Raw genomic sequence first — 19,231 nt, 5'->3', positions numbered from 1 at the left:
ACGTCACGGGACCGGCTGCTATGATCCGCCCCGCGCTCCTGCGCACGCCCATGGACGAACCCAGACCCGCCGCCGCCGATCGCCCCACGGCCTCGCCGACCCCCACGGGCGCCCCCCGGATGGAACCGCCCGCGTGCTTGCCCTGCTGATCGTCCTCGTCCTCGTCCTGTTCAACGGCTTCTTCGCGATGTCGGAGATGGCCGTGCTCACGTCCCGCAAGTCGCGCCTGAAGCACATGGCGGTGACCAGCCGCGGCGCGGCCAAGGCGTTGTTGCTGGCCGAGCATCCCGAGAGCTTCCTGTCCGCGGTGCAGCTATGGATCAGCTTGCTGACCCTGGCGCTCGGCTACTTCGGCGGCGAATCGATGGGCGAGAAGATCGCCGTCCCGCTGGCGAAGATCCCGTTGCTCGCGCCCTACGCCGACAACATCGGCTTCGTCACCGGCTTCCTGGTGATGCTGTTCGTGTTCGGGCTGCTGGGCGAACTGGTGCCCAAGCGCATCGGCACGTTGCGACCGGAGCAGATCGCTTCGGTGGTGGCCTACCCGATGGATTTCTTCGCGACCATCGCCAAGCCGTTCGTGCTGGCGCTGTCGGCGGCCACGCGCCTGTGCATGCGCATCGTGGGCCTGGGCGCGCCGAACGAATCGGGCGTCACCGAAGACGAGATCCGCATGCTGGTGAGCGAAGGCCACGAGCAAGGCGTGATCGACGTGGACGAACGCAACATGATGAATCGCGTGCTGCGCCTGGGCGACCGCACCGCGGCCAGCCTGATGACGCCGCGCATGCGCATCGACTGGCTGGACGCCGCCGCCGACCGCGAAACCAACCTGCAGACGATGCGCGAGACGCCCTACTCGCGCTATCCGGTGTATCGCGGCAACGATTCGGACGTGATCGGCGTGCTGGAAGTGAAGACGCTGCTCGACGAACTCGGCAACCCCGCGCCGGAACTGTTCCGCGACATCCGCCCCGCACTGTTCGTCTCCGAATCCACGCACGCGTTGAAGCTGCTGGAGATCTTCCGCGAAGAACAGCAATCCATCGCGCTGGTCGTGGACGAATACGGCGAGATCCAGGGCATGGTCACCGTGACCGACCTGATGGGCGCGATCATCGGCCGCCTGCAATCCGGCGAAGCCGCCGAGGATGGCGAACCGATGGTGATCGCGCGCGAGGACGGCTCGCTGCTCGTCGACGGCGCGTTGCCCGTCGATGACCTGCGCGAATTGCTCGGCGGCGGCCCGCTGCCCGACCTCGACTCGCTGGACTACCACACCGCCGCGGGCATGGCGATCGCGCACTACGGCCGCATCCCGAACGTCGGCGAACACTTCGAGTGGGAAGGCTGGCGCATCGAAGTGATCGACCTCGACGGCCCGCGCGTCGACAAGCTGCTGCTGCAGCGGATCCAGGACGTGGGCCACGATGGTTGATCCCCACGACACGCAAGGCGACGACGAAGCGCACGTCCGCGAACGCGGCATCCGCGCGATCCTCGACGACCTGGCGGTCGGCGACCCGAACGACCTGCTGAGCCTGCGCGATCTCCTGTCGGGCCTCGGCCGCCGCGCCTTCGGCATGCTCCTGTTCGCGTGCGTGCTGCCCGCCTTCATCCCGATCCCGATCGGCGGCGCGATCAGCGGCCCGCTGACCATCCTGATCGGCCTGCAGTTGTGCATCGGCATGCGCAAGCCCTGGCTCCCGGAATTCCTCGCCAAGCGCGGCCCGCATCGTCATGCATTGCAGAAGTTCGACGCCAAGATGTCCCCTTGGCTGGCGAAACTCGAACACCTGATCAAACCCCGCATGCCGCAGATCCTCGACCTGCGCATCGCCTCCGCAGTGACAGGCGTGTTGCTCGTGCTTCTCGGCATCCTCCTCTCCCTGCCGATCCCGCTCACGAACTACCTGTTCGGCGTCCTGCTGCTCGCATACGCACTCGCGCTGCTGGAACGCGACGGCGCACTGATGCTGGCCGCGTGGATCGCAGGCGCGATCGCAGTCGTCGTCTTCGGCGTGCTGTCCGGCGCCCTCGTGGCACAGGCCACCAAGTGGATCGACTACCTGATCTGACAGGAATCCGCGCCTGCGCTCTTGCTCGTCGCGAAAGAAGTGATTGGGTTGCGCGTGCGTCACCACGCACGCCAGCGACCTCGAATCAAGGTCGGCCCCTTGATCGAAAAGGCTCGCAAGGTGATGCCCCAGCCCGTGGTGGGGTGAGAATTTTCGCCGCCACGTCGGCGAGAAATTCTTACCACGCCGCGGGTTCGGGCGACGCGGTCTTCACTTCAAGCGGGCTTCTGCAGCAACCCTGGGTTCCCGCTTTTGAAGTCAGGCCAGCAACAAAGAGAAATCCGAAGCACTCACCGGATGCCCCAGCCAATACCCCTGCGCCAGATCGCACCCGCGCTCGCGCAGGATCGCGTACTGCCCCTCCTTCTCCACGCCCTCCGCCACCACCGTGATGCCGAGCGAATGCGCCATCGCAATGATGGCCGTCGTCAGCGCCAGATCGTCCGGATCGCGCAACACATCCGCGATGAAGCTGCGATCGATCTTCACCCCATCCACCGGCACCCGGCGCAGATGGCTCAGCCCCGAGAACCCCGTGCCGAAATCGTCGAGCCAGATCTTCACGCCCGACGCGCGCAGTCGCGCCAGCAACCCGCTCGCGTGGATCTCGTCGCCGATGACCGCAGTCTCGGTGAGTTCGAGATGCAGGCGCGCGGCTTCCAGCCCCGTATCGCGCAACGTCGTCGCCACCTGCCGCGGCAAATCCCCGCTGCGCAACTGGCGCGGCGACACATTCACCGACACGAACATCTGGTCCGCCGACGGATGCGCCTGCTGCCAGCGCATCGTGTCTTCGCACGCCAGGCGCAACACCTGCGGCCCGATGACTTCGATCAGGCCGCTCTGCTCCGCCACGTCGATGAACACCGACGGCGCGATCGCACCATGTTCGGGATGCTGCCAGCGCAGCAGCGCTTCGGCGCCGCGCAACTGGCCGTCGGCGAGGCTGTAGACGGGCTGGTACGCCAGGCTCAGCTCGCCGCGTTCCCACGCACCGCGCAAATCCTGCTCCATGCGCACGCGGCGTTCGACCGCCTGGTCCATCGCGCGCGAGTAGAAGCGGTGGCAATTCTTGCCGGCGACCTTCGCCTGGTACATCGCGATGTCGCCGTTCTTCATCAGCATCGTCGAACCCGACGCGTCTTCCGGGAACAACGTGATGCCGATGGACGTGCCGAGGAACACCTGGCGGTCGTGCACCACGATCGGCCGGCTCAATTCGGCGACCAGCGCTTCGGCCAGGCGGCTCGCCGCGGTGCGCACGTCGCCGTGGTTGCCGGTGGGCGAGAGCACGCTCTCGATCAGGATCACGAACTCGTCGCCGCCGAAGCGCGCGAGCATCGCGCCTTCGCCGCCCATGCGTTCGACGGTTTCGCGGATGCGGTTGGCGAACTGCACCAGTACTTCGTCGCCCGCGTCGTGGCCCAGCGTGTCGTTGACGCGCTTGAAGTCGTCGATGTCGGCGAACAGCAGCGCGAGCTGCCGGCCCGCGCCGCGCAACTGCAGCAGGCGGCGGTCCAGGCTTTCGCGGAATGCGAGGCGATTGGCCAGGCCCGTCAGCGCATCGCTGTAGGCCATGCGGCGGATGTCGCGGTCGTGGCGCGCCACGCTGCTGCTCATGCGGCCGAACGCGCGCACGAGGTCGCCGACTTCATCGCCGCGCGTGGTCACCGGCGCGTCGGCTTCGAAGTTGCCGCTTTCGATTTCGTGCGCGACGTCGGCCAGCTGCCGGATCGGGCGCACCAGCGTGCGCTGCACCAGGCCGACCACGATCGCGCCGAGCGCGAGCAACGCCGCACCGAGCAAGGCGATCCAGCCGAGGTGCCGGCGCGCGATCTCGTCCAGCCGCGTGCGCATCGCCTGCGTCGCGCGGTCTTCGTCGCTGCGCATCGCCGCGAGCGAATAGCCCACGCGCACGCCGCCCAGGCGCTGGTCGCCGATCATGATCGGGCTGGCGATGTCGACGATGCGATCGGAACTCTGCGTGTGCGGCGAGCGCGCGGACACCACTTCGAACGCGAAGGGGTCGTTCATCGGCTGGCCGTACGCGGGGATGTCGCCGGAACCGTCGTGCACGATGCGGCCCTGCGGATCGAACACGATCACGTACGCCACGTCCGGCTGGCGCATCGCGGCGCGCGCGATGTTGCCGATCGCGTCCAGGTCCGAGTAGTACATCGGGTTGGTCAGCGAATCGGCAAGCTGCGCCACCGCGCTTTCGCCGCGGCGCTTGAGGCGGTCGGACACCAGCTCGCGCATGGATTCGCGGCCGAGGCTCGACACCTCTTCCTGCATCGAGGTCTGCCGCTGCCACATCAGGCCGATCAGCGCGAGCACGCCGACGAACACGATGGCCATGCCGGCGAGGAACTTCGCCTGCAGGCCGAACCGCACGCTCATTCGACCTCCGCGCGGATGCGCTTGACGCCGCTGCCGATGCGTTCCAGCGCGTGTTCGCTGTTGGCGTCGATCGGCAGGAAGCGCGTGGTCTTGAAGAACTGCAGCAGCGCTTCGCGGGCGTCGGGGTCCTTCGAGGCCTCGACCAGCACTTCGCGCAGGCGCGCTTCCACCTTCGGATCCATGCCGCCGCGCACCATCTCCAGCGCGCGGGGATAGGACGGCGTTTCATGCACGATCACCAGGTCCGCGCGGAACGCGAGCGGCACGCGCTGCGGGTTCTGCCAGTCCAGGTTGCTCATCACGCCGACGTCGACCAGGCGCTTGTGCACCCAGGTGGCGATGTTGAGTTCGGTGCGCGCGAAGAGGTAACCGACGCCATCGGGCGCGGGCCGGTCCATCGGCGACAGAAGGATTTCCAGCGGCAGGCCGCGATCGAGCACGTCCGCCGCGGGCACGTAATAGGCGCTGGTGGAATACGGATTCTGGAATGCGACGCTGCGGCCGCGCAGGTCGTCGATCGAGCGGATGCCGCTGTCGCGGCGCGCGAAGAACACCGTCGTGTACTGGCTCACGCCGTCGCGTTCGGTGATCAGCAGCGGCTTGGCGCCCGAGCCCTGCTGCAGCAGCATGCCGGTGCCGGCGGTCTCGGTGACCCAGTCGACGCGGCCGCGGCGCAGGTAGGAATTCATTTGTTGCACGTCGTGCGCCATCAGGATCCGCCCTTCGCGGATGCCGACGTTGGCCATGCGCGGCACGACGTAATCCAGCAAGGGCTTCAGCTGCTCGTAGTGCGCCTTGGGGTCGTCGCTGATGCGGCCGAGCACGAGCACGTGCGCATCGTCTGCGGTCGCGGCACGGGTCGGGGATGGGGAGCCTGCCGCGGCGAAAATGACCAGCAACGCGGCGAGACAGCGACGGAGCGCAACCAAAGCGTGTAGTCCTGCGAGACCCCAGCGGCAAGCCTAGCCGAATTGCCGCTACCAAAGAAGCGCAGATTCCCTGTAACTGCGAGTGAAACGCTTACGCGTCACCCGGTTTGCCGGTCCCCTGCCCCCGCCCCGCGAGCATCGCCATGCGCTGGGTGTCGGCAAGGATGCCGCGCAGCAGCCGCACCTCGGCGCTGTCCAGCGCGGCCCGCAGGTACAGGCGGCGCAACTTGCGCATGGCCGAATCGGGCGTGCGCCCCTTGTGGAAGTCGATGGCATCCAGGGCTTCGGCCAGTTGGGCGAAGAAGCCTTCGAGTTCGGCGTGCGGGGCGAGCTGTTCGCGGACGGGGGCCGATTCGGCCACCGCGGCCCGCGGGGCCGGCGCGCCGAGCAGGCCCATGCGGACCTCGTAGCTCATGACCTGCACCGCCGCGGCCAGGTTGAGTGAACTGAATGCGGGATCCGACGGGATGTGGACCGCGGCGTGGCACAGCTGGAGTTCGTTGTTGTCCAGGCCCGTGCGTTCGCGGCCGAAGACCAGGGCGACCGGGCCGTTCGCGGCGAACCCGAGGGCCCGCGCGGCCGCTTCGCGCGGATCGAGCTGTTCCAGCTGGACCCGCCGGCTGCGCGCCGTGCAGCCCAGGACCAGCGCGCAATCGGCGACGGCCTCGGCCAGCGTGGCGTGGACGGGAGCGGCCGCGACGAGGTCGTCGGCGCCCGCGGCCATGGCCTCGGTGTCGTGGTTGGGCGCCTTTTCGGGGGCGACCAGCACCAGGTGGTGCAATCCCATCGTTTTCATCGCGCGCGCGGCGGCGCCGATGTTGCCGGGATGCTGGGTGCCGACGAGCACGATGCGCAGGTCGGGCGTGGGGGTGATGCTCGGGGCCGGTTCGCTCATGGCGCGAATGTTAAACTCCGCGCCCCTCGCCGCCGGCCCTTCCCCCTTCGCCATGCAGAAACCCGCAGTCACCGTCATGGTCAAGGCCGCCCGCGCGGCAGGCAATGTCCTGCTCCGCCACCTCAACAAGCTCGATGCGCTCAACGTGGTCGAAAAGGACCGCATGGACTACGCGAGCGAGGTCGATGGCCTGGCCGAGGCCGAGATCATCCGCGAGCTCAAGCGCGCGATGCCCGACTGCGCGATCCTCGGCGAGGAGACCGGCAGCAGCGGCAAGGGCCGCCAGACCTTCGTCATCGATCCGCTCGATGGCACCAGTAATTACCTGCACGGCATCCCGCACTGGTGCGTGTCGATCGCGCTGGTGGAAAACGGCGAACCGCAGCACGGCGTGATCTTCGATCCGCTGCGCAACGAGCTGTTCACCGCCAGCCGCGGCAGCGGCGCGGTGCTCAACGACAAGAAGATCCGCGTGTCCGAGCGCAAGGACCTCACCGGCGCGATGCTGATCACCGGCTTCCCGCCGCGCGAACGCGAACGCCTCGCCCCACACCTGGCGTGCATCGGCGAACTGCTGAAGGACGCCGAAGACATCCGCCGCACGGGTTCGGCCGCGCTGGACCTGGCGTACGTCGCTTGCGGCCGCGCCGATGGGTACTTCGAAGCCGGCGTGAAGCCGTGGGACATCGCCGCCGGCGTGTTGCTGGTGCGCGAAGCCGGTGGCCGCGTCACCGATTTCCGCGGCGCGGGCACGGGACCGATGGATCATCGCGGCGTGCTGGGTCGCCAGATCGTGGCCGGTGGCTTGAAGCTGAGCGAGTCGCTGCAGAAGGGCATCGTCAATTCGGGATACGCGAAAGCCTTTTGAAAGACGGGGACCGGGGACCAGGGACCAGGGACCAAACGCAACAGCCCAACAAAAAGCCGCGCAAATGCGCGGCTTTTTGCTTTCCCTGGTCCCCGGTCCCGGGTCCCCGGTCCCGCTGTTACGGGCGACGCGCCAACGCCGCCTCGTCCTGCGCCTTCGGCAACAGGTCCTGCTTCGTCACGCCGAACCACAGCAGCAGCGGGCACGCGACGAAGATCGACGACAGCGTGCCGACGATGATGCCGATGATCTGCGACTCGGCCATGCCGCGCAGCGAACCGCCGCCGTAGATGTACAGCGCGAGCACCGTGAGGAAGGCGACGAACGAGGTGATCACCGTACGCGAGAGCGTCTGGTTGACCGACTTGTTCAGCACTTCGTACGGCGAGGCGCGCATGCCGCGGAAGTTCTCGCGCACGCGGTCGAACACCACGATCGTGTCGTTGATCGAGTAGCCCATCACCGACAGCACGCCGGCGAGCACCGTGAGGTCGAACTCGTGCCCGGTGATCGCGAACCAGCCCGCCACGACGACCACGTCGTGCAGCGTGGCGATGATCGCGGCCAGTGCGAACTTCCGCTGGAAGCGGAACGCGATGTAGAACAGGAAGCCGATCACGACGAACGCGAGCGCGTACGCACCGTTTCGGGCCAGCTCGCGGCCGATCTGCGGGCCGACGAATTCGCTGCGCAGGATGTGCGGGTTGGTCGCCCCCGCGGTGGTCAGCGCGCGCGTCACCGCTTCCTTGGCGTGCGTGGTGGCCTGCGTGCTCGACTCGCCTTCGCGCGGCTGCAGGCGGACCAGCAGTTCGTTGCCGGAGCCGTAGGTCTGCACCTGCGCGCTGTCGTAGCCCTGCTTGCCCAGGTCCTTGCGGATGTCGTCGATGTCGACCGGCTGGTCGGTGCGCACTTCCACCAGCGCACCGCCGGTGAAGTCGAGGGCGTAGTTGAAGCCCTTGAAGGCCATGGCGCCGATCGCACCGAACATCAGCAGCGCCGCGAGGGTGATGGACGCCCAGCGCAGCCGCATGAAATTGATGTTGGCGTCGTTCGGCAACAGCGTCAGCGGGAAAATCTTCATGTTCTGGTTCTTCCCGTCAGATCGCGATGGACTTGGGCTTGCGGCGGCCGCCGTACACCAGCGTCGCCATGGCGCGCGACACCGTCACGGCCGTGAACACCGAGGTCAGGATGCCGATGATCATGGTCAGCGCGAAGCCCTTCAGCGGGCCGGTGCCGAACAGCAGCAGCGCCAGGCCGGCGAGCAGCGCCGTCATGTTGGAGTCGAAGATCGTGCCGGAGGCGCGGTCGTAACCGGTGGCGATGGCGGCCTGTGGTGGCATGCCCGCCCGCAACTCCTCTCGGATACGTTCGTTGATCAGCACGTTCGCGTCGACCGACATGCCGACGGTCAATGCCAAACCTGCGAAGCCCGGCAGGCTCATCGTCGCGCCGATGAAGGGCAACGACATCACCGCGATCACCATCAGCAGGTTGAGCAGCAGCGAGAGGCAGGTGATCAGGCCGAACATGCGGTAGTACAGCAGGAAGAAGCCCAGCGCGAAGAGGAACGAGTACAGCACCGCGGTGGTGCCGCGCTTGACGTTCTCGGCGCCGAGGCTCGGGCCGACGACGCGTTCTTCGACGAAGCTCATGGGCGCGGCGAGCGCACCGGCCTTCAGCTGCTTGGCCAGGCTCTGCGCTTCTTCGCGCGACAGGCCGGTGGTCTGGAAGTCCTTGCCGAACACGCCCTGGATCGTCGAAGAGCTGATCACGCGCTCGTCGATGCGCGAGGAATGCACTTCCTTGCCGTCGACGATCTTCGTCTCCGGGATGCGCTCGACGTACACGATGCCGAGGCGGTTGCCGACGTTGTCGATCGTGTGGTCCAGCATGCGCTGGCCACCCGTGCTGTCGAGCGTGATGCTGACGTTGGGCACGCCGCGCTGCGCGTCGATGCCGGGCACCGCGTTGACCAGCTGGTCGCCGGACACGAGCAGGCGCTTGGAGAGCAGCAGCGGACGGTGGAACTGGTCGTAGTAGATGCGCGCGTCCGGCGGGACGCGGTTGTCGGCCAGCGCGGCGGCGGCCTGCGCTTCGTCGCCGACGACGGCGCGGAATTCCAGCGTGGCGGTCGCGCCGATCTGGCGCTTGGCTTCGGCGGTGTCCTGCAGGCCGGGCAGCTGGATCACGACGCGGTCGGTGCCCTGGCGCTGGATCACCGGCTCGGCGACGCCCAGGTTGTTGACGCGGTTGCGCAGCGTGGTGAGGTTCTGCTCGATCGCCTCGGTGGCGAGCTGGCGCAGGCCGGCGTCGGGCACGGTGATCGCCAGGCGCGTGGCTTCGCCGCCCACCTGGTAGGTCGGGAACATGCGGCGCAATTCGTTCTGCGCCTTGTCGTTGTCGGCGCCTTCCTTGAGCGTGATGCCGATGGTCGCCGGGCCGGTGCGGCTCACCGACGAATAGAGGATGCGCTTTTCGCGGAACGTGGCGCGGATGTCTTCCTGGAAGGCATCCATGCGCTTGTCGATCGCCGCCTTCTGGTCCACTTCCATCGCGAAGTGCACGCCGCCCTGCAGGTCGAGGCCGCGCGGCATGGGCTTGGCGCCGAACCAGTCGAGCCACTTCGGCGCGGTGGGCGCCAGGCTCAGCGCGACGACGTAGTCGCCGCCCAGCAGCGGGCGCAGCATGTCGGCCGCGCGCGTCTGCACGTTCGGGTCCGGCAGGCGCACCAGCAGGTTGTCCTTGCTCTCGATCGCCACCGAATCGGCGGTGATGTGGGCCTTCGTCAGCTCGGCCGCCACGCGGTCGCGCAGCGCCTTGTCGATCGCCACGCCCCCGGCGCGCGCCGCGGTGACCTGCACGGACGGGTCCAGCGGGTACGCGTTGGGCAACGCGTACAGGGTGCTGAGGATCAGCACCAGCAGGATGGCGAAATATTTCCAGCGCGGAAAGGTGAGCATCGAATTCCCCGCGGCGGCCGAGGCGGCCGCCGACTACAGCAAGTTGTTGACTACGTGTCGGTCTTTGGAACGTGTCCGGTGCTTACGCGGACTTGAGCGTGCCCTTGGGCAGGACGTTGGCGATGGCGCCGCGCTGCACGCGCAGCTGCACGCCGTTGGCCACTTCCACGGAAACGAAGTTGTCGCCCATCTCGGTGACGGTGCCGGCGATGCCGCCGCTGGTGATCACCTCGTCGCCGCGCTGCAGCTTGTCGAGCATCGCGCGATGGTCCTTCTGCCGCTTCATCTGCGGGCGGATCATGAGGAAGTACATCACCGCGATGAAGATGATCGGCAGGGCCAGCGTGGACAGCATGCTGGTGCCGGTGGCGGCGGGCGCGGCCGACTGGGCATGGGCGGAGGGGATCAGCAGGTCGAGCAGGTCCATGCGGTGCATCCGGTTGGGCGTGAAAAGGCGGGGGATTATGCCACGCGGGGGCGGCCCGGCCGGGGCCGGGGCCCGGGTTCAGGTGCGGGCGGCGTGGAAGGACTCGCGGAACGCCTGGAAGGTTCCCGCCTCGATGGCAGCGCGCATGTCGGCCATGAGTTTTTCGTAGTACCAGAGGTTGTGCAGCGTGCCGAGCATCGGCGCCAGCATCTCGTTGCAGCGGTCCAGGTGGCGCAGGTAGGCGCGCGTATAGCCGCCGGCGCAGGCCACGCAGCCGCAGCCCTCCTCGATCGGGCGCAGGTCCTTCTCGTACTTGGCGTTGCGGATGCGGACGGTGCCGGTGGCGGTGAAGTAATGGCCGTTGCGCGCGTTGCGGGTGGGCATCACGCAATCGAACATGTCCACGCCGCGGGCGACCGCCTCGACCAGGTCTTCCGGCCGGCCCACGCCCATCAGGTACCGCGGGCGGTCGTCGGGCAACTGCGGGCAGGTGTGGTCGAGCATCGCGTTGCGTTCGGCCTCGGGCTCGCCGACCGCCAGGCCGCCGATGGCGTAGCCGTCGAAGCCGAGCGCGCGCAGGCCCGCGGCGGACTGGTCGCGCAACGCGTGGTGCACCCCGCCCTGCACGATCCCGAACAGCGCCGCGTCGTTGCCTTCGTGCGCGCGCTTGCTGCGTTCGGCCCAGCGCAGGCTCAGTTCCATCGACTTGCGCGCCACGTCTTCCGTGGCCGGATACGGCGTGCATTCGTCGAAGATCATCACGATGTCCGAGTCGAGCACCTTCTGGATCCGCATGCTTTCCTCGGGACCGAGGAACACGGTGGAGCCATCGGTCGGCGCGGCGAAGGTGACGCCCTGCTCGGTGATCTTGCGGCGATGCGCGAGCGAGAAGACCTGGAAGCCGCCGGAGTCGGTGAGGATGGGCCCGCGCCAGCCGGTGAAGCCATGCAGGCCACCGTGCGCTTCGATGATCTCCAGGCCCGGGCGCAGGTAGAGGTGGAACGTGTTGCCGAGGATGATCTCCGCGCCCAGCGCGCGCACCTGGTCGGGCAGCACGCCTTTCACCGAGCCATACGTGCCCACCGGCATGAACGCCGGCGTTTCCACCGTGCCGCGCGGGAAATGCAGGCGGCCGCGGCGCGCGGCGCCATCCTGGCCGAGGAATTGAAACTGCATGCGGCTCACGCGCGCACCTCGTCCATCGACGGCCACAGCAGCATCGCGTCGCCGTAGGAGAAGAACCGATAGCGTTCGGCGATCGCGTGCGCGTAGGCCGCGCGGATGCGTTCGCGGCCTGCGAACGCGGACACCAGCATGAGCAAGGTGCTCTCCGGCAAATGGAAGTTGGTGAGCAGCGCATCCACGGAACGGATGCGGTAGCCCGGCAGGATGAAGATCGAGGTTTCGCCGGCGAAGGGTTGCAGTTCGCCATCGCGCAGCGCGGATTCGAGCGCGCGCACGACGGTGGTGCCGACCGCGATCACGCGACCGCCGCGCGCCCGCGTCGCGCGCACCTGTTCGACGAGGTGCGCACCCACGTTCAACCACTCGCTGTGCATCTTGTGTTCGGACAACTCGTCCACGCGCACGGGCTGGAACGTGCCGGCGCCGACGTGCAGCGTGACGTGGCCGAAGTCGATCCCGCGCGCGCGCAAGGCATCGAGCAGCGCTTCGTCGAAATGCAGGCCCGCGGTGGGCGCGGCGACCGCGCCGGTCTCGCGCGCGAACACGGTCTGGTAGCGCGCATCGTCGTCGGCGTCGGCCGTGCGCTGGATGTAGGGCGGCAACGGCAGGCGTCCCGCGTGCTGCAGCCATTCCTCGAGCGAACCGGGGACATGGAAGCGCAGCCGGTAGAACTCGCCTTCGCGGCCCAGGACTTCCACTTCGCCGCCGGCATCGAGCGCGATGCGCGCACCGGGCCGCGGCGACTTGCTGGCCTTGAGCTGCACGCGCGCTTCGGCATCGGGCAGCAGGCGTTCGATGAGGATCTCGACGCGACCGCCGCTCGACTTCTGCCCATGCAGGCGCGCGGGGATCACCCGCGTGTCGTTGAAGACCAGCAGGTCGCCTTCACGCAGCAGGTCCGGCAGGTCGCGCACGCCGCGGTCCTGCAACGGGGCCGGCAGCGGCGGGACGACCAGCAAGCGGCTGGCGGAGCGTTCGGGCAGCGGTGCCTGCGCGATCAGCTCGGGCGGCAGGTCGTAGTGGAAATCGGAGCGCTTCAAGGGGGTGGCCGCGGGGGCCCGGGTTTTCGAGGCCGCACAGTGTAGCCGCGCGTCGCTTTGTCGGTTCTTGCGGGGTTTTTGGGGGTTATATCGCCGGAATCGGGGTGGTAGAATCGCGCAAGTTTTTGAAATTGCTCGTTAAATCAACCCATTGTTGGTTCATCCCGGGATTTCCCACGCTGCGCGGCGCACACCGCGCAGTTTTCATTTCCAGCCTGTCCCAAGTGAGGCCGCCATGACCGCCACCGCCCTGCTCGCCCCCCTCGCCCCCCTTCGCGCCCATGCCGGTGCGCGACGCACGCAGGGCCTGGACGAAGCGACGCTGCAGCGCTTCGCGCCGACCCACCCGGACCTCGTGGACGCCATCGCCGCCGCCGCCGAGGAATACGCGCGCGTCCGTGCCGAGTTCCCCGAACTGCTGGACATGGACGAAGACGCGCAGCTGCGCACCGTGCAGGCCGGCTTCGTCAATTTCTATTCGATGGATGCGGTGAACCCGTACATCGCCCTCGCCGCGCGCGGCCCGTGGGTGGTCACGCTGAAGGGCGCCGTGCTGCACGACTCCGGCGGCTACGGGATGCTGGGCCTGGGCCACACGCCGAAGGCCGTGCTGGAAGCGATGGCGCGCCCGCAGGCGATGGCCAACATCATGACGCCCAACGTGGCGCAGCTGCGCTTCGACCGCGCCATGCGCAAGGAGATCGGCCATACGCGCGGTGGTTCGCCGTACACCAAGTTCCTGTGCCTCAACTCGGGGTCCGAATCCGTCTCGCTCGCCGCGCGCATCGCCGACGTCAACAGCAAGCTGATGACCGATCCGGGCGCCAAGTACGCCGGCCGCGCGATCAAGCGCGTCGTCGTCAAGGGCAGCTTCCACGGCCGCACCGAGCGCCCGGCGCTGTATTCGGATTCCTCGCGCAAGAACTACCTGCAGCACCTCGCCAGCTTCCGCGGCGAAGACTCCGTGCTCACGGTGGAGCCGTACGACATCGACGCGCTCAAGCAAGTGTTCGCCGATGCCGACGCCAACAACTGGTTCATCGAAGCGATGTTCCTGGAACCGGTGATGGGCGAAGGCGACCCGGGCCGCAGCGTGCCGCCGGCGTTCTACGCCGCCGCGCGCGAGCTCACCAAGTCGCATGGTTCGATGTTCCTCGTCGACTCCATCCAGGCCGGCCTGCGCGCCAACGGCGTGCTGTCGATCGTCGACTACCCGGGCTTCGAAGGCCTGGAAGCGCCGGACATGGAAACCTACTCGAAGGCGCTCAACGCCGCCCAGTACCCGCTGTCGGTCGTGGCCGTCACCGAGCGCGCGGAAAAGTTGTATCGCGCCGGCACCTACGGCAACACGATGACCAGCAACCCGCGCGCGCTCGAAGTCGCCGTGGCGGTGCTCCACGAGTTCACGCCCGCGCTGCGCACCAACATCCGCGAGCGCGGCAAGGAAGCGATCGCGAAGCTGGAAGCGCTGAAGGTCGAACTCGGTGGCCTGATCACCAAGGTCCAGGGCACGGGCCTGCTGTTCTCGTGCGAACTGGCGCCGCAGTTCAAGGGCTACGGCGTGGGTTCGACCGAAGAATGGTTGCGCGAGCGCGGCCTCGGCGTGATCCATGGTGGCCTGAACTCGCTGCGCTTCACGCCGCACTTCGGCGTGACGAGCGAAGAGATCGACCTGCTGATCGCGATGGTCAAGCGCGCGTTGCTGGAAGGGCCGAAGCAGCAGCAGCAAGCTGCGGCGTAACCCTTTACTGCATGGACATCCAGAGCGCGGCGATGGCCGCGCTCCCCAACGCCGTCAACGTCAGCACCATGCCGACCAGGCGGCCGAACGACGTGCCCTGGTAACGCGACAGGCCAAACGCGTGCAGCACGCGGCCCAGCAGCAACGTGCAGCCGCCGGCAAACAGCCATTGACGCGGGAACCCACTGAGTTCCAGCAACGCCATCAGCAGCAGCGTCAGCGGGACGTATTCGGTGAAGTTGCCATGCACGCGGACCCAGCGTGCCAGGTCGGTGTTGTCGCCGAGCCCGATGCCGACGCGGGAACGCACGCGCCAACGCACGACCTGCGCGGTGAGGCCGAGCAGCAGCAAGGCATGCAGGCCTGCGAACAGCAGCGTCGTTTTCGTCGCGATGACTGTCATGCGAATCATCGAGGGATTCGATTCCGGCGCAGCCAACGGCGCGGGATCGTTGATCGGATCGCCCGCGATCGGGAACCACGTGCCGCGCGACAACTCCACGCGGCCCTGCAACGGCGGTAGCGTCAGTTCGCGCCAGCCGATGCGCAGGTCGCCGACTTGCGGATCCAGCGGATTCTCCGCGCTGCCGAGGCCATCGCCTTCCGGCTGGAACGTGGCGGCGAGGTTGCCGGGCAACGCCGAGAAATTCGGGCGGAACGTGCGCCACTGGCCGAACTGTTCGATCACGCTGCGATCGAGCGGCTTGTCGTCGAGCGTCACGCGCTCGGCGAGCCAGCGGCGGCTGCGCAGCGGGAACTCGGGGTTGTCGTGGCCCGGCGCATAGCCCGTCGAGTCGATGGGGGCTTCGCTCCAGACGCGTTCGTAGCCCGCGCCCTTCGCGCGCCACTGGTACATCGACACGCGGCGTTCGAGGCCGAAGTGCCGCGCGGTGACGCCGAACTCGCGGTCGCGCGCGACGGCATCGGTGACGGGGTCGTTTTCCTGCGCGAATGCGAGGAGCGGGAGCAGCGCGACGAGGAGCGCGAAGAGCCACGTCCAGGTGCGACGCGACCGGGCTGCCCCCCTCCCGGCCTCCCCCGCAGGGGGGAGGAGATCGATGTTGGCGTCATGCCGCGAGCGCCCGCGCGTGCAGGGCTGCGACTTCGTGCGTGGTGCCGAACTTGCCGGCCGCGTCGCGCGTCACCTGCGCCAGCGCGCACGCCGGGTCGTGGGTGAAGAACAGATGGACGTTCCGCGCGAGCTTGTCCTCCAGGAACGCGCGCTTCTCGTCGATCAGCAATTCCGCGTTGCGGTCGTAGCCCATCGTGATCGGCACGTGCACCCACGGGCGACCGGGAATCAGGTCGGCGCAGAACACCACGCCGCCATGCGGTTCGCCGTTGACCATGTCGGGCCCGACGATCTCGCCGAGCATCAAGCCCGGCGTGTGCCCGTCGCTGTAATGGAATCGCACCGTCTTGCCGAGTGCTTTCGCGTACTCGCCTTCGACGATCTCCAGCCGACCGCTTGCTTCCAGCAGCCCCTGCAATTCCGGGATGAAGCTCGCGCGGTCGCGCGGATGCGGATCGCGCGCGCGGTCCCAGCAATCGCGGCTCACCAGGTACGTCGCGTTCGGGAACAACAGTTCCGGCGAACGGCCTTCCACCCACGGTGCAAGCAAGCCGCCCGCATGATCGAAGTGCAGGTGCGACAACACGACCACGTCGATGTCGTCATGTTCGAAGCCCGCCGCGCGCAGCGACTCGAGCAGCACGTGGCGGTCTTCCACCACGCCGTAGCGTTCGCGCAGTTTCGGTTCGAAGAACGCGCCGATGCCCGTTTCGAACAACACGGTCTTGCCGTTGAGCGGGCTGGCGAGCAGCGCGCGGCAGGCCAGCGCGATGCGGTTGGCGTCGTCGGGCGCGGACCAGCGCGACCAGAGCGCGCGCGGCGCATTGCCGAACATCGCGCCGCCGTCCAGTTTTTGCGAGTTGCCGAGGATCGACCAGAGTTTCATCGCCACGCGCCTTGCGGAGTGCGGCGATTCTAGCGCCGTGGGCGCGACGCGCTGCTAGCGAAGCGTTATTCGGCCGGATCGGCGGACAGGAAGAACACGAACGCGCCGGCCTGGGGCAAGGCCTTGGGGTTGGCGTGCGGCGCATCCACCCGGATCGGGCCGATGGTGCCGCTGGCGGAGAGCCGGCCTTCACCGGAGACGTCCGGTGCGCCGCCACCGCCGAAGATCATCCGGCCGCGCCAGCCCTTCACCACGATGCGCGCGCCGGGCTTGCCTGCCAGGCGCAGCGTGCCGTCGGCTTCCTTCGGGCGCGCGACGTTCATGCCGCCGGTGTCGTCCAGGCCGGGCTGCGCGAAGGCGAACAGCGGTTCGTCGTCGGCTTCCACGACGAAACGCCAGTCGGTGGTGCCGGGCGAACCGTCGTGCTCGACCGCGATGCGATCCACGCGCAACGTGAACTTGTCGATCGCCTTCGCCGGCGCGGGCTGGGCTTCGGTGGTTTTCGCGGGCGCGGCGGGCGCGACGGCTTGCGCCTGTTGCACGACGGGTTGCGGTGCGCGATCGCCGCGCACGTTCACGTACACCGCGGTGAGCGACGCGATCAACGCCGCGGCGCCCGTGAGGATCGCCGGCACCGTGTGCAGCGCAGGCTTGCGCTCGGGACGCTTCGACGGATCGTCGGTCACGGCTGCGCCCTCGCCTCGCCCTTGCCTTCGGGATGGCGCGGATCGCTTGCGCCGGACAGCGTGTTGGTCGCGCGGTTCCATTCCACCGTCTGCACGTTGCCCCAGATCGGTTCGGCGTCGTTGACGGTGTGGCCCATCTTCCTCAACGCCTCGACGACGTCGGGCTTCAGGGCGCCCTTCTCCGCCGAGATGACATCGGGATACCACTGGTGGTGATAGCGCGGCAAAGCGGCCACCTGCTGCGGCGTGAGGCCATCGTCGTACCCGAGGATCGCCAGCAGCACCTCGGTGATGATGCGGCTGCCGCCCGGCGCGCCGACGGCGATCACCTTGTCCTTCGATTGCAGGAACGTCGGCGTCATCGAGCTGAGCATGCGCTTGCCCGGCTTCGGCGCGTTCTTGTCGAAGCCCATCACGCCGAACGCATTCGGCGTGCCCGGGCGCAGCGCGAAATCATCCATCTCGTCGTTGAGCAGCACGCCCGTGCCCGGCACGACCATGCCCGAGCCGTACAGCAGATTGACGGTCTGCGTGGTGCTGACGCGGTTGCCGTCGCGGTCGATGATCGCGAAGTGCGTGGTCTCGTCGTCTTCCAGCGGCGCGGGCTTGGCGTCGAACAGGTCGCTCGGCGTCGCCTTCTCCGGATGGATGGACGCGCGCAGGCCCGCGGCGTAGTTCGGATCCATCAGGCGCGACAGCGGCACGGTGACGAAGTCCGGATCGCCCAGGTAGATCGTGCGATCGCGGAACGCGCGGCGCATCGCTTCCACGACGATGTGCGTGCGATGCGCGTCGTCGAGTTTGCGCAGGTCCCAGCCGGACACCATCTGCAGGATTTCCGCCAGCGCGATGCCGCCCGACGACGGCGGCGGCGCGGTGACGATGTCCCAGTCGCGGTACTTGAAGCGCAGCGGTTCGCGTTCGCGCACCTGGTAGGCGGCGAGTTCCTTCGCGGTCCAGTGGCCGCCTTCGGCCTTGACGCCCGCGACGAGCTTGTCCGCCGTTTCGCCGCGATAGAAGCCGTCGAAGCCCTTCTGCGCGAGCAGTTCGAGCGTGTGCGCGAGTTCGGGCTGCTTGAGGATTTCGCCGACTTCCGGCGGATCGCCGTCGGCCAGGTACACCGCGCGCGTACCGGCGTAGCGTTCCATCACGTCGCTGCGGCTGCGATAGCCGCGCGCGAGGCGGTCGTAGACGGGGAAGCCTTCGCGCGCGAGGCGGATCGCCGGGGCGAGCGTGGTGCGCAGCGGCAGCTTTCCGTACTTCGACGCGATGTGCACCAGCGCGGCCGGCAGGCCGGGGATGCCGGCGGACCACGGGCCGTTTTCGGCGCGGTCGCGGTCGAGCTCGCCCTTCGGATCAAGGAAGGCCTGCATCGTCGCGGATTCGGGCGCGGTCTCGCGTGCGTCGATGAAGACGTCGCGGTTGGTCTTCGCGTCGTGCAGCAGGAAGAAGCCGCCGCCGCCGATGCCGGAAGAAATCGGCTCGACGACCGACAAGGCGGCCGACGTGGCCACCGCGGCGTCGAACGCATTGCCGCCCTGGCGCAGCGCTTCGAACCCGGCTTCGGTGGCGAGCGCATGCCCGCTGGCGATCGCCGCGCCCGGCGGATGGGCTGCCTGCTTCGCCTCGGCGGCCGGTGCGGGAAGTGCGGTGAAGCCGACGCACAGCAGCAGGCCGGTCAAGGCGGAACGCAACATCATCGGGCGTCTTCCTGTTGGAGTCGCAGCAGCTTGGACAGCAACTGCTCGTTGGATTCGGGATGGGACGGATCGGGGTCGATGCATTCGACCGGGCAGACGACGACGCATTGCGGTTCGTCGTAATGGCCCACGCATTCGGTGCAGCGCATCGGATCGATCACGTAGATCGACTCGCCCTGCGTGATCGCCTTGTTCGGGCACACCGGCTCGCAGACGTCGCAGTTGACGCAGGTTTCGGTGATGCGGAGGGACATGATCGTTGGTGCTCTTTGCTCGTCATTCCCGCGAAGGCGGGAATCCAGAAGGTGGCGTCGCAACCGTCTGGATCCCCGCCTTCGCGGGGATGACGGATCGGCAAGGG

The 19,231-nt window shown here is 68.0% G+C and carries 17 protein-coding genes; 4 read left to right on the top strand and 13 right to left on the bottom strand.

The features are described from left to right. The first annotated feature begins 133 nt into the window (after positions 1–133). On the top strand, positions 134–1,438 hold the full coding sequence (locus LYSCAS_RS10500) for a hemolysin family protein (RefSeq protein ID WP_213433991.1): 1,305 nt from the start codon (positions 134–136) through the stop codon (positions 1,436–1,438). Continuing rightward, a complete protein-coding gene (locus LYSCAS_RS10495; RefSeq protein WP_213433990.1) occupies positions 1,431–2,078 on the top strand; it encodes an exopolysaccharide biosynthesis protein in 648 nt (215 codons plus the stop codon). Before LYSCAS_RS10500 ends, LYSCAS_RS10495 begins: the two co-directional genes overlap by 8 nt. 258 nt (positions 2,079–2,336) lie before the next feature. Here the strand turns inward: LYSCAS_RS10495 and LYSCAS_RS10490 are convergent, their stop codons facing one another. From LYSCAS_RS10490 to LYSCAS_RS10480, 3 genes are all read right to left on the bottom strand, one after another. Further along, the gene (locus tag LYSCAS_RS10490; RefSeq protein WP_213433989.1) at positions 2,337–4,478 is read right to left on the bottom strand and encodes a putative bifunctional diguanylate cyclase/phosphodiesterase; all 2,142 of its coding nucleotides are present in this window, start codon (positions 4,476–4,478) and stop codon (positions 2,337–2,339) included. Beyond that, positions 4,475–5,407: a phosphate/phosphite/phosphonate ABC transporter substrate-binding protein gene (locus LYSCAS_RS10485; RefSeq protein WP_213433988.1), complete on the bottom strand. Its 933-nt coding sequence runs from the start codon at positions 5,405–5,407 to the stop codon at positions 4,475–4,477. Before LYSCAS_RS10485 ends, LYSCAS_RS10490 begins: the two co-directional genes overlap by 4 nt. A 91-nt stretch (positions 5,408–5,498) precedes the next feature. After that, positions 5,499–6,302 carry an RNA methyltransferase gene (locus LYSCAS_RS10480; RefSeq protein WP_213433987.1) on the bottom strand — a complete coding sequence of 268 codons (804 nt, stop codon included), beginning with the start codon at positions 6,300–6,302 and terminating at the stop codon, positions 5,499–5,501. Positions 6,303–6,354: 52 nt separating this feature from the next. Here LYSCAS_RS10480 and LYSCAS_RS10475 point away from each other — a divergent pair, with 52 nt between their 5' ends. Continuing rightward, complete coding sequence (locus LYSCAS_RS10475) at positions 6,355–7,170, top strand: inositol monophosphatase family protein (protein ID WP_213433986.1); 816 nt, start codon at positions 6,355–6,357, stop codon at positions 7,168–7,170. Between the two features lie 118 nt (positions 7,171–7,288). On the opposite strand, the gene secF is transcribed toward LYSCAS_RS10475, so the two are convergent. The 5 genes from secF to queA form a co-directional block, all read right to left on the bottom strand. Beyond that, positions 7,289–8,251, bottom strand: coding sequence for a protein translocase subunit SecF (gene secF / locus LYSCAS_RS10470; RefSeq protein ID WP_213433985.1), 963 nt, complete (start codon positions 8,249–8,251; stop codon positions 7,289–7,291). 16 nt (positions 8,252–8,267) lie between these two features. Further along, complete coding sequence (gene secD / locus LYSCAS_RS10465; RefSeq protein ID WP_213433984.1) at positions 8,268–10,133, bottom strand: protein translocase subunit SecD; 1,866 nt, start codon at positions 10,131–10,133, stop codon at positions 8,268–8,270. A gap of 82 nt (positions 10,134–10,215) precedes the next feature. Then, positions 10,216–10,560, bottom strand: a complete 345-nt coding sequence (gene yajC, locus LYSCAS_RS10460) for a preprotein translocase subunit YajC (RefSeq protein ID WP_213433983.1) — start codon at positions 10,558–10,560, stop codon at positions 10,216–10,218. 78 nt (positions 10,561–10,638) lie between these two features. Further along, positions 10,639–11,745 carry a tRNA guanosine(34) transglycosylase Tgt gene (tgt, locus tag LYSCAS_RS10455; protein ID WP_213433982.1) on the bottom strand — a complete coding sequence of 369 codons (1,107 nt, stop codon included), beginning with the start codon at positions 11,743–11,745 and terminating at the stop codon, positions 10,639–10,641. Further along, entirely contained in the window at positions 11,742–12,785 is a 1,044-nt protein-coding gene (gene queA / locus LYSCAS_RS10450) for a tRNA preQ1(34) S-adenosylmethionine ribosyltransferase-isomerase QueA (RefSeq protein ID WP_213433981.1), read from the bottom strand. The genes tgt and queA overlap by 4 nt, the downstream gene beginning before the upstream one ends. A 235-nt stretch (positions 12,786–13,020) precedes the next feature. Between queA and LYSCAS_RS10445 the strand changes: the two genes are divergently transcribed. Next, positions 13,021–14,526, top strand: coding sequence for an aminotransferase class III-fold pyridoxal phosphate-dependent enzyme (locus tag LYSCAS_RS10445; protein ID WP_213433980.1), 1,506 nt, complete (start codon positions 13,021–13,023; stop codon positions 14,524–14,526). A gap of 4 nt (positions 14,527–14,530) precedes the next feature. Here LYSCAS_RS10445 and LYSCAS_RS10440 read toward each other — a convergent pair whose 3' ends face one another. The 5 genes from LYSCAS_RS10440 to LYSCAS_RS10420 all read right to left on the bottom strand — a co-directional run bounded on the left by LYSCAS_RS10440 (position 14,531) and on the right by LYSCAS_RS10420 (position 19,124). Then, complete coding sequence (locus LYSCAS_RS10440) at positions 14,531–15,382, bottom strand: TMEM43 family protein (RefSeq protein WP_246518230.1); 852 nt, start codon at positions 15,380–15,382, stop codon at positions 14,531–14,533. 211 nt (positions 15,383–15,593) lie between these two features. Further along, on the bottom strand, positions 15,594–16,484 hold the full coding sequence (locus LYSCAS_RS10435; protein ID WP_213433978.1) for an MBL fold metallo-hydrolase: 891 nt from the start codon (positions 16,482–16,484) through the stop codon (positions 15,594–15,596). 65 nt (positions 16,485–16,549) lie between these two features. Further along, the gene (locus LYSCAS_RS10430; protein WP_213433977.1) at positions 16,550–17,170 is read right to left on the bottom strand and encodes a hypothetical protein; all 621 of its coding nucleotides are present in this window, start codon (positions 17,168–17,170) and stop codon (positions 16,550–16,552) included. Next, positions 17,167–18,870: a gamma-glutamyltransferase gene (ggt, locus tag LYSCAS_RS10425; protein ID WP_244858510.1), complete on the bottom strand. Its 1,704-nt coding sequence runs from the start codon at positions 18,868–18,870 to the stop codon at positions 17,167–17,169. The genes LYSCAS_RS10430 and ggt overlap by 4 nt, the downstream gene beginning before the upstream one ends. Continuing rightward, positions 18,867–19,124: a YfhL family 4Fe-4S dicluster ferredoxin gene (locus tag LYSCAS_RS10420; protein WP_213433976.1), complete on the bottom strand. Its 258-nt coding sequence runs from the start codon at positions 19,122–19,124 to the stop codon at positions 18,867–18,869. The genes ggt and LYSCAS_RS10420 overlap by 4 nt, the downstream gene beginning before the upstream one ends. Between the last annotated feature and the right edge of the window lie 107 nt (positions 19,125–19,231).

Source organism: Noviluteimonas caseinilytica (assembly GCF_018406605.1).
GTDB lineage: Bacteria > Pseudomonadota > Gammaproteobacteria > Xanthomonadales > Xanthomonadaceae > Noviluteimonas > Noviluteimonas caseinilytica.
This window is presented reverse-complemented; position numbering and strand designations above follow the sequence as displayed.